The following is a 9,892-nucleotide window of genomic DNA, read 5'->3' on the forward strand; positions in this document are numbered from 1 at the left end:
GTGAGCTATATCGCGCTAATTTCACCCTGAGTGAATTATAAATAATGAAGATTTTATCTCTGAATGATTGAAATAAATCATCACCTGACTGAGGGCTTACAGATGAATATCTTCACAACCGTGATGAGTGGCGCACCGGAACAGTTGTTTCCACTACTGGATAAAACACAGCAGCTACTGATCATGACAGATAAAAATATCGTCGGGCTGGACTGTATCCGCTCTTTTCTTCATGGCATCGAGAAACAAGGCATTCATTATACCTTAGTGGATGACCTGCCGGCAGAACCCACAGATACCGATGTGTATCAGCTCATCGAACACTTACCGGCACAGGCTGATTTGGTATTGGGTATCGGGGGTGGCAGTGTGCTTGATATCTCTAAGCTGATCGCCGTGCTGTATCATCCGGATGCCGGGGCAGACAAACGCACCCGCTTCGATCGGCTGCTCAACGCAGATAACCCCCAACACCGGATTCCGTTAATTCTGGTCCCGACAACCGCTGGCACCGGGGCTGAAGCAACACCAAACGCCATCATCGCACTGCCGGATAAGTTAACGAAAGTGGGGATTATTTCACCGGTCATGCTGCCGGATTACGTTCTGCTTGCCCCTGCATTCACGACTTCAATGCCTGCACCTATTGCTGCATCGACCGGGATTGATGCCCTTTGTCACTTAATCGAGTGCTTTACCGCCTGCATAGCCAATCCGGTAGGTGATAACTACGCCATGATCGGGATGCAAAAGTTTTTCATGAATATAGAACACCTGATAGATACGCCGGAAGATTTAACCATCCGGATGAATCTGTTATGGGCTTCCTATTATGGCGGCGCTGCGATTTCTCATTCAGGAACGCATCTGGTTCACGCTTTATCTTATCCGTTAGGCGGGACTTACAAAATACCTCACGGTCTGGCCAATGCTTTGCTGCTGGTGCCGGTGATGAAACACATTTGTGCCGGATGTACAGAAAAGCTGGCTCAGGTGTACCAGTTGTTACCGTCAGCAAAGCCGGATTTACCAGTCACTGAACAGGCACAGGCGCTGATTGATTATCTGGAACAGTTAGTCGCCCGGCTAAAACTGCCGACCCGCCTGAATGCAGTCGGCATTTCGCAGGAACAGCTTCCCGGACTGGCAGCCGGAGCAATGGAAGTGAAACGATTACTCAATCATTCACCGGTCTCCGTCACCGAAGCAGAAATTCTTTCAATTTACCAGAGTATTACAGATTAAGGGGCAGATATGACAACTCCCGTTAGCGGACCACACATTGCGATCGTTACCCCGTTTGATGATCAGGGAAACCTCAACGAACAGGCAATGAGACAACAGGTGCAACGGCAGATTTCTCATGGCAACAAGGTGTTTTGTAATGGCACCAATGGTGAATTTTTTGTCCTGAATGATCAGGAAAAACGCCGGGTCACAGAGATCTGTCTCGAAGAAGCACAACACGATGATCAGGTGGTCACTCACATTGGCGAAATCTCTCTGGCACAAACAATCGCTCACGGCAAAGATGCAGAACAGATGGGCGTTAAAGCGGTTTCCGTGATTACACCCTGGTTTGTCGCTTTAAGAGAGAAAGAACTCATCCGGTATTATCAGCAGGTCGCCGATAGCCTGAGTATTCCGGTTTATCTCTACAATATTCCGGCCCGGACCGGCAATACCATCACCCCGGCGATTGCTGATGTCCTCGCCACTCATCCGAATATCTACGGTATCAAAGACAGTGCCGGTTCTCTGGAAAGTCTGAAAGGATTTCTGGACGTTTCAGCCCGTCACGACAATTTCGATGTCCTCAACGGCCCGGATTCATTAATCCTGACCGGTTATCAGTTGGGATGTACCGGCTGCATTTCAGGACTGGGAAATATTGTGCCGGAGCTCGTTAATCAGGTCTGGCAAAGTTACTCCACTGATGATCAGCAACAAGCGTTGCAGGCACAGGAACGAATCAGCTATCTGCGCGCCAATCTGTTTTCGATTGGTTTTGGTCCTGCGGTTGTCAAACAGGCACTGAATCAACTCGGACATCAGGTTGGTCCGTCCAGATACCCCACCCAATTCAATGAGGAAGAAATCAATCAAATCACAAAAGTCTTAAGTTCTGAGTAACCCCGTGCAACAGAACCGTTCAGGCATGCTGCACACAGGATACAAAAAGCATAAAAACAAAAGAATAAAACACAGTGAAACAGAAGAATACCAGAGGTATACAATGTCTATTTTTAATCCAAAAACATTTTCAAAAGCCGCAAGGATATTATTGTTAAGTTCCGCTGTAATATCTTCATTTGCTTACGCAAAATCTGTCAAAATCATTGCCGAAGAACCCGGCGGAGGCTGGTACACATACGGCACAACCTTCGCCAGATTAATCGCGGAAAAAACCGATAATCAATACACGGTATCGCTGATCCCCAGAGGCGGCGGTATGACTAACCCGGTTGCAGTCAATAACGGTAAAGCCGATTTTGGTTTTGCCACTTCAAATGCTGCTGCCTGGGCAAAATTTGGCCTGACCGATATTTATAAAGGCCGGAAAAACAACAACATCATGAGTATGCTCAATGGCCTTCAGGAAGCATATACCCTGATAGCAGCCCGCAAAGACTGGGTTGAAAAAACCGGTAACAACACACTGGAAAAAATCATCAAGGCCAAAGACGTGGTGATTGCGACCTCTCCGACCGGTTCACAGGTTCCGATTATCGCTGACTTTATGTTTAAAGCTCTGGGCACCAGCCTGAAAGAACTCAGAAGTGACGGCAAGCTGATTCAGATTGGTGGCGGACAGATGTCACAAATGCTCAGAGATAAAACCATCGATATTTTTATCGAGAATGTACCAGCTAACCACCCTTCCGTGACTGAAATGACACTGACCACCGATCTTGTTTACATTCCTTTCCCGACCAAAGTGTTAAAAGCATTAGCGGATGTTGGCCTGCCAACCGGTGTAATGAAAGCAGGTACTTACAAAGGACAGACCGAAAATTATATCAATCCGGTCAGTGCTTCTGTTTTTATCACCAACTCAAATGTTGATACTGAAACGGTTTATGCCATTACCAAAGCTTTGGTTGAAAGTCAGGCAAAAATAAAGGCGAGCCATGCACCGTTGAAAGTCTGGGATCCTGAAAAAAGTGTTTCACAGAGTGTGTTACCGCTGCATCCGGGCGCGAAAAAATACTATCAGGAAAAAGGCTGGTTGAAATAAATGAGAAATCTGCCTGTGGCCGTCAGGCCGCAGGCAGACAGAGGAATCAGAGATGTCTGCTAAAATACTTCAGTCAATCAAAGTATTGATATCGTTTACTTACCTTTTCTTTCTGCTGAAACAATTCTTTGTGCCTGTCTCGCCATTATATGCAGCAACAGTCCATGTATTTATGGCGACTTCACTGGTTTTTTGTTTTAAGCCGCTGGAAACAGAAAAATTCAAACCCATCGCTTTTATTATTGATCTGATATTGATTATCGCTGCACTTGGTATGTGCTGGCATTACGTCACCAATATGGAACGCCTGGAAACCCGTCTGGAAATGATTGATGAGGTCTTTCTGCGCGATCAGGCAGCTTTCGTTGCCGGAATGTTACTGGTGTTTGAAGGCGTTCGCCGCTCCGTTGGTTTTTCTTTACTGAGTGTGATTTTATTTTTCGTATTCTATGCCTGGTATGGAAATTACTTCCCCGGATGGACCCACTTTGCCGGATTCAGCCTGACCGAGTTATCTGAAATCGTAACGATGAAAACTGATGGTTTATTCGGAGTCACAGCCAGCACTGCGGTGAATTTTGTGTTCTTTTTTGTCATGTTTGGCTGCATATTCACCCTGACAGGTGGCGGTAGTATTTTTATCGATATTGCTATGCTGGCGACAGCCAGATTAAAAGGCGGTGCCGCGAAGATGTCTTTATTCGGCTCTGCACTATTTGGCATGGTCAGTGGTTCTGCGGTTGCGAATACAACCTCAACCGGCGTATTAACCATCCCAATCATGCATCGCTCCGGTTACAGTAAAGAGCAGGCCGCAGCGACTGAAGCGATTGCTTCAACGGGAGGGCAGCTTATGCCACCGATCATGGGCGTGGCTGCATTTGTGATGGCCGATATGCTGGGTGTACCTTATACACAAATCGCTGCGGCGGGTTTAATCCCTGCCCTCGCCTTTTATTTTGCCTTATTTATCATCATTGATTTAAGAGCCCGCAAAACTGGTGTTGGTAATATCAGTCCGGAAGATTTGAATATAGATCCCATCAAACCAAGACTTCACCTGTTGATGTCGCCGGTGTTGCTGATCTCTTTTCTGGTCGCTGGCTATTCCGCCCCGTTTTCGGCTTTTATCGGCTCGATTGTGGCTCTGATTGTTCCTTTTGCCCGCAAAAATACCCACTATCCCATCAAAGATCTCTATTCACTGATCCTGGATATCACAAAGCAAATGGCATGGGTTTCTGTTCCGCTGGCATCTGTCGGCATCATTATGGTGATTGCCACACAGTCAAATCTGGCCTTTAAATTTGTCGAATTACTGACTGAAGTCGGGGCAAGTAACCTGTATCTCTCGTTAGTGATGGTCATTTTCGGTTGTATCATCATGGGCATGGGTTTACCCACCGTAGCTGCGTATATCATCGGCTCGATTATTTTCGTTCCGGCATTAACGGATATGGGCGTCGGTGCTCTGGCCGCAAATATGTTTGTGATGTATTACTGCGTCCTTTCAATGGTCACACCGCCGGTCGCACTCTGCTCCTATGCTGCCGCAGCGCTGGCCAAAAGTGATTCAACCAAAACCGGTCTGGTGGCATTTTCATATGCTTTGGTGATCTTTCTGGTGCCATTCAGCTTCATCAGTGATCCGGCAGTTTTATGGCAAGGCAGTACATTCCAAATCATCATTGCTTTTATTGGTATGATGCTGGCGACCTTCTCCTGGTCGGTTTTCTTACAGGGATGGCTGAAAAAAGATCTCAACTGGTTTGAACGGGTTGTGTTCTTAGGTGCCAGCATTGCCCTGATCATCGAAAAATCAGGCACATGGATCTGGGGAGTCATGCTGTGCGTGAACTTAGTGATTATTGGCTGGTGTCTCTACTCTGCAAAAACGGCCAAAACTTCAATCACACATTCCGCCGCTTGTAAGTAGCTTGTCAATCACAGAGAACAAGAAGGATCCGATACCAGAATGGTGATCGGATCCTGTTCCCATTTCAATTCGGAGAAATTCATATGATTTATGGTCACTGGGAATCCGCAGGCCAGAGTGGTTTGTGCAATAACATGTTGAAAATAATACAAAGCAAGATCTGCTCTTTTACCAGCCTGTTGCAGGCAGAGGAAGGAAAAATCGATCTGGAAGCCGAACCAGGCGTCCAGGCTGCATTCATCAATATCATGTATGGAAAGACAGATCAGAGAGACCACCGGCACACCGAAATACATCAGCAATATATCGATATTCAGTTAGTACTCACAGGAGAAGAGCTGATTTATTATGGGCATCCTGGCTTTGACGCCGTCGTTAAATCCAATCCCAAGCCAGATTTATATCTGCTTGATGCACCGCCCCTGACAAATTCAGTTCACCTGACACCGGGACATTTCGCGGTTTTCTTTCCGGGAGAACCACATCAGGCATTGTGTCGCATCAACCAGTGCGACACCATCAAAAAAGCGGTGTTTAAAATTCCGGTCGAACTGTACCGGTAGCATCCGGGAAAAATCCGGGCGAGGCACTCACCCGGATTTTTTGTATTTTCATCTCTGAATAAAACAGACGCTGTTGATTTTGTGTTTAGTTTTACTTAACCCAGTTACAAATTTTATTAGATATATTTAATGAATTGCCAGATCTAACATACCAGCAACAACGTTTTTCAGGATAAATTTCATGAAGTATATCAGCGGTATTCTGGTGACTCTGTTCATGGCACTGGTCTCTTTTCAGGTTTCTTCTCTTTCTTTTTGTAAAACCTATCAGCTGAGCCCTTTGGTGATCTGTATTGTGCTGGGGATGCTGATCGGTAATCTCTTTCACCGTTCTATCCCGGAAGGATGCCAGAGTGGTATTCGCTTCAGTCAGCAAAAACTGCTGCGGCTGGGCGTGATTCTCTACGGTTTTTTCATTACTTTTCAGCAAATAGCAGCCGTTGGTATGTCCGGGCTGTTTACTGATGTACTGATCATCACCACTACATTTATTGGCGGCACTTTTATTGGTATCAGGCTACTGGGACTGGATAAAGAAACAGCGATGCTGACGGCCGTCGGCTCCTCAATTTGCGGAGCTGCCGCTATTTTAGGAACCGAACCCGTGGTGAAATCGAAATCTCATCAGACTGCAATAGCTGTTGCAACCGTTGTCATCTTCGGCACACTGGGTATGTTTATTTATCCGTTTATCTTTCATATTTTCAACATTACAGCAGAGACGATGGGCATCTATACCGGAGCAACGATCCATGAAGTCGCGCAGGTGGTCGCAGCCGGAAACGCAATGGGATCCGACATTGGTGCGACTTCAGTGATCGTCAAACTAACCCGGGTGATGATGCTGGCCCCATTTCTGATCATACTCAGCTTTTATCTCAACCGCTCAACGCCTGACAGTGCAGATCAGCAGGCAAAAATCGTGATTCCCTGGTTTGCAATTCTGTTTGTTGTCGCTGCCGGTATTAACTCAGCTCACTTGCTGCCGCAAACGATTGTGAACCTTATGACTCAGGCCTCAGTACTGTTTTTAAGTATGGCAATGGGCGCTTTAGGGATTGAAACAAATATCGGTAAAATCCGTGGCGTCGGACTCAAACCCGTGATTCTGGCTGGTGTCTTATGGATCTGGCTGCTCACCGGCGGATATGGGATCACAATAGCTGTGCAACAACTTATCCATTAAGACTGTCAATCGTTGTCACCTTCCCTGTCAAATCAGGGAAGGTGACAACGGATTCTGGCTCAACTCCCGCGCAACCCGGATCAATTCATCTTTAGCCTGTACAATATCTTTAACAGAATGAGATACGGTTTGAGAGTTTAACGTCATGTACGGAATCGTAATCACCGCCAAAAGATCACCCTGTGGGCCGAAGATTGGTGCACTAATGTTTGTGACACCTGATATCTGAGGACTTTTTCCCAAAAAATAGCCTCTTCGACGGGTTTCCTCAGCCTGTTGCAGCGTTGTTTGTATGAGTTCCTCTGTCGCATATTCGTTGGTCAGAAGCGCTTCCCTGATCTCAGGTGCACAAAATCCCAGTAACACGGCACCGGAACCCGATGCAAAGACATCAATCCGGGCGCCGACTTTCAGACTAAATCCCATCTTATAAGGGCTTTCTTCCCTGGCGATCACTAATAACTCGCCATTGCTGTAACGACTGATATGACAGGATTGATTGACTTTTTTACAGAGTTGCTCTGTCAGTAAGGCGCACTGACGAAGCAACAGCATAACCGGCGGATGCTGATTCGATAAAGCGAACATTTTCAGAGTGAGCACATAACCCGCAGTATCCTTGTGGCATTCAATATAACGCTTTTCTTTCAAAACAGATAACATCCGGAAAATTTCACTGACGCTGCGATTCAGTTTCTCTGCAATCTGCTTCTTTGTCAGCGGCTCTTCTGCTTTTGCCAGCAACTCAAGTATTTCGAGACCTTTCTCAAGTGCCGGTGCTCTGTATTCTGGTTTCTTAGTCATTGTCGCTACAGTTTCTTCTTAACGAATTTCATCCATACTGACAAAATCCATGTCATCAAAGGTTTGGTTTTCTCCGGCCATGCCCCACACAAAACTATAATTTTGCGTGCCACAGCCCGAATGAATCGACCAGCTCGGTGAAAGAACCAGCTGATTGTTTCTGACAACAAGGTGCCGGGTTTCATCCGGCTCCCCCATCAGGTGAAAAACAACCTGAGATGGATCAAGATTAAAATAGAGATAAGCTTCCATCCGGCGCTCATGCGTATGCGCAGGCATTGTATTCCAGACACTTCCCTGTTTCAGATGAGTGACCCCCATACAAAGCTGGCAGGTAGGCAGAACGTCCGGGTGGAGATATTGGGTAATCAGTCGCTCATTCGCATTTTCCTGTGTCCCTAATTCAATCTGCCTGGCTTCATCACGACGGATGATCCGTGACGGGTAGCTCTGATGTGCCGGGGCACTCAGACAATACAACTGAGCACTTTGCGCCGGGTCAGTCGATGCAAACTCAATCGCCTGCTCTCCCCGCCCCAGATATAAAGCATCCAGATATTCAAGACGGTATGACTGCCCTCCCAGACAGCGAACTTCCGCAGCCGGACCTAAATTGACAATCCCCAGCTCACGCCGCTCAAGAAAAAAAGTCGTCCCGAAAGACTGACTATCAATAAAATCATCCAGCGCAAGAGTACGGCCTTGCTCAGGGCATGCCCCCATCACAACCATACGATCAATATGACTGTAAACAACATTGATCTTGCCCGGAGAAAATAAGTTTTCTGTTAAAAATTCTTCTCTTAAGCGGGATGTATCATAGTGTTTTGCATCCTTAGGATGAGAATTATGATGGATAAACATAAACGATTCCTTATTTCAGGCGCTTACCGGCCTCAGGTTGCTGTACAAATATTCAGCACATCTCGGAACACAGTGTATGCTTCATTGATATATGATCAATATTTTTTATATATAAAAACAAAAAGTGTGATCCATCAGGCAACACATGTTTTTGATCAAAAAATCTTCAAACGACAAATGACGGAGAAAAAAGATCTTACAGCTGAATATCAACATCTTACGCACAGGATCCTGGCTCTTCAGAAATTGTGACCTGAACAAACTCCGGATAACTACCCTGAGCAGGTGTATAACATCTTATCCCCGGATGAAAGTCAGATAAAATTATTGACAACATAACTCACTAATAAATATGGTATTAATATAGAATGTTCCGGTAATATCATCCGGAAGATCAAAGCCTGTCCACAGAATGTTCTCTGCAATGCTTTCATTATCTTTCGAGTTTGATTAATCTAGGTGAAACTCAGAGTAATGAAGTCAATAATAAAGGGTAGTAATGATCCACATAATTACAGGTAGTACACTGGGATGCGCGGAATATGTCGGGGATCATCTTAGCGATATATTTCAGGAACAGGGGTTTACCACCTCGATCCATAACCAACCGGATATTGGAGAAATACCAGCTGAGGGTGTATGGTTGATCATTACTTCAACTCATGGTGCAGGTGATTACCCTGAAAACATCAAACCTTTTATTCAGGCTCTTACACTCACCCCGCCAAAAACAGATAAGTTATCATTTGCTGTTATTGCCATTGGTGACTCAAGCTATGATACATTTTGTGCCGCCGGAAAAAATGCATATCATCTGCTGGAAGATATAGGAGCCACCCCGCTGACAGATTGCTTATTCATTGACATTCTTGAGCACACGATTCCCGAAGATTCTGCAGCCGAATGGTTAAAAGAACATATCCACTGCTTTAATTCCTGAGTGCTTGTGTATAAATGTAAAAAGATCCAGTGAAAAACTCATAGTTATTCAATGAATAACTCTTGAAAAAGGATCTAAATGTGAATAACTATACATTTTGATCCCAGCAAATCCCATAACAGATCAGTCAATGATCACAACAAATGATCGTCTCAAAGCTCATGATCTTTATGATCATTTTTAGCTTATCCACAATGATCATCCTGCTTAATAGTAGATCTAATAAAAAGATCCTTATATAGATCATATATATTTATATTATTTTCATGATCACAGGAAAGCATTTTCTAACGCAGAGAAAGAAGGTAAAATGCTTCACCTTTTATTAGTTCCTATAGATTGAATACCCTGAGGTCGGTTC

At 45.3% G+C, this 9,892-nt stretch carries 9 protein-coding genes; 7 read left to right on the forward strand and 2 right to left on the reverse strand.

The window, feature by feature from the left end:
• Positions 1-102 precede the first annotated feature (102 nt).
• The 6 genes from OC443_RS18785 to OC443_RS18810 all read left to right on the forward strand — a co-directional run bounded on the left by OC443_RS18785 (position 103) and on the right by OC443_RS18810 (position 6,923).
• The gene (locus tag OC443_RS18785) at positions 103-1,245 is read left to right on the forward strand and encodes an iron-containing alcohol dehydrogenase (RefSeq protein ID WP_073582184.1); all 1,143 of its coding nucleotides are present in this window, start codon (positions 103-105) and stop codon (positions 1,243-1,245) included.
• A 9-nt stretch (positions 1,246-1,254) separates the two neighbouring features.
• Positions 1,255-2,133 (forward strand): dihydrodipicolinate synthase family protein, encoded by an 879-nt coding sequence (locus tag OC443_RS18790; RefSeq protein WP_073581993.1) that lies wholly within the window; start codon positions 1,255-1,257, stop codon positions 2,131-2,133.
• A 103-nt stretch (positions 2,134-2,236) separates the two neighbouring features.
• Positions 2,237-3,238, forward strand: a complete 1,002-nt coding sequence (locus OC443_RS18795; protein WP_073581991.1) for a TAXI family TRAP transporter solute-binding subunit — start codon at positions 2,237-2,239, stop codon at positions 3,236-3,238.
• 52 nt (positions 3,239-3,290) lie between these two features.
• Positions 3,291-5,174: a TRAP transporter permease gene (locus OC443_RS18800; RefSeq protein WP_073581990.1), complete on the forward strand. Its 1,884-nt coding sequence runs from the start codon at positions 3,291-3,293 to the stop codon at positions 5,172-5,174.
• 83 nt (positions 5,175-5,257) lie between these two features.
• The gene (locus tag OC443_RS18805) at positions 5,258-5,737 is read left to right on the forward strand and encodes a YhcH/YjgK/YiaL family protein (protein WP_073581989.1); all 480 of its coding nucleotides are present in this window, start codon (positions 5,258-5,260) and stop codon (positions 5,735-5,737) included.
• Positions 5,738-5,918: 181 nt separating this feature from the next.
• A complete protein-coding gene (locus OC443_RS18810) occupies positions 5,919-6,923 on the forward strand; it encodes a YeiH family protein (protein ID WP_073581988.1) in 1,005 nt (334 codons plus the stop codon).
• Positions 6,924-6,950: 27 nt separating this feature from the next.
• Here OC443_RS18810 and OC443_RS18815 read toward each other — a convergent pair whose 3' ends face one another.
• Both OC443_RS18815 and kduI read right to left on the reverse strand, forming a co-directional pair.
• A complete protein-coding gene (locus OC443_RS18815) occupies positions 6,951-7,727 on the reverse strand; it encodes an IclR family transcriptional regulator (RefSeq protein ID WP_073581987.1) in 777 nt (258 codons plus the stop codon).
• An 18-nt stretch (positions 7,728-7,745) separates the two neighbouring features.
• A complete protein-coding gene (kduI, locus tag OC443_RS18820; protein WP_073581986.1) occupies positions 7,746-8,591 on the reverse strand; it encodes a 5-dehydro-4-deoxy-D-glucuronate isomerase in 846 nt (281 codons plus the stop codon).
• Between the two features lie 499 nt (positions 8,592-9,090).
• On the opposite strand from kduI, the gene mioC reads away from it, so the two are divergent.
• Complete coding sequence (mioC, locus tag OC443_RS18825) at positions 9,091-9,531, forward strand: FMN-binding protein MioC (protein WP_073581984.1); 441 nt, start codon at positions 9,091-9,093, stop codon at positions 9,529-9,531.
• The last annotated feature ends 361 nt before the right edge of the window (positions 9,532-9,892 follow it).

Origin of the sequence: Vibrio quintilis (genome assembly GCF_024529975.1) — a bacterium.
GTDB lineage: Bacteria > Pseudomonadota > Gammaproteobacteria > Enterobacterales > Vibrionaceae > Vibrio > Vibrio quintilis.

What these genes read in the sequence shown, in the direction of transcription:
- OC443_RS18810 (WP_073581988.1), top strand. Translation starts at nt 5,919, where the DNA reads ATGAAGTATATCAGCGGTATTCTGGTGACTCTGTTCATGGCACTGGTC.
- OC443_RS18800 (WP_073581990.1), top strand. Translation starts at nt 3,291, where the DNA reads ATGTCTGCTAAAATACTTCAGTCAATCAAAGTATTGATATCGTTTACT.
- OC443_RS18805 (WP_073581989.1), top strand. Translation starts at nt 5,258, where the DNA reads ATGATTTATGGTCACTGGGAATCCGCAGGCCAGAGTGGTTTGTGCAAT.
- OC443_RS18790 (WP_073581993.1), top strand. Translation starts at nt 1,255, where the DNA reads ATGACAACTCCCGTTAGCGGACCACACATTGCGATCGTTACCCCGTTT.
- OC443_RS18815 (WP_073581987.1), bottom strand. Translation starts at nt 7,727, where the DNA reads ATGACTAAGAAACCAGAATACAGAGCACCGGCACTTGAGAAAGGTCTC.
- kduI (WP_073581986.1), bottom strand. Translation starts at nt 8,591, where the DNA reads ATGTTTATCCATCATAATTCTCATCCTAAGGATGCAAAACACTATGAT.
- OC443_RS18795 (WP_073581991.1), top strand. Translation starts at nt 2,237, where the DNA reads ATGTCTATTTTTAATCCAAAAACATTTTCAAAAGCCGCAAGGATATTA.
- OC443_RS18785 (WP_073582184.1), top strand. Translation starts at nt 103, where the DNA reads ATGAATATCTTCACAACCGTGATGAGTGGCGCACCGGAACAGTTGTTT.
- mioC (WP_073581984.1), top strand. Translation starts at nt 9,091, where the DNA reads ATGATCCACATAATTACAGGTAGTACACTGGGATGCGCGGAATATGTC.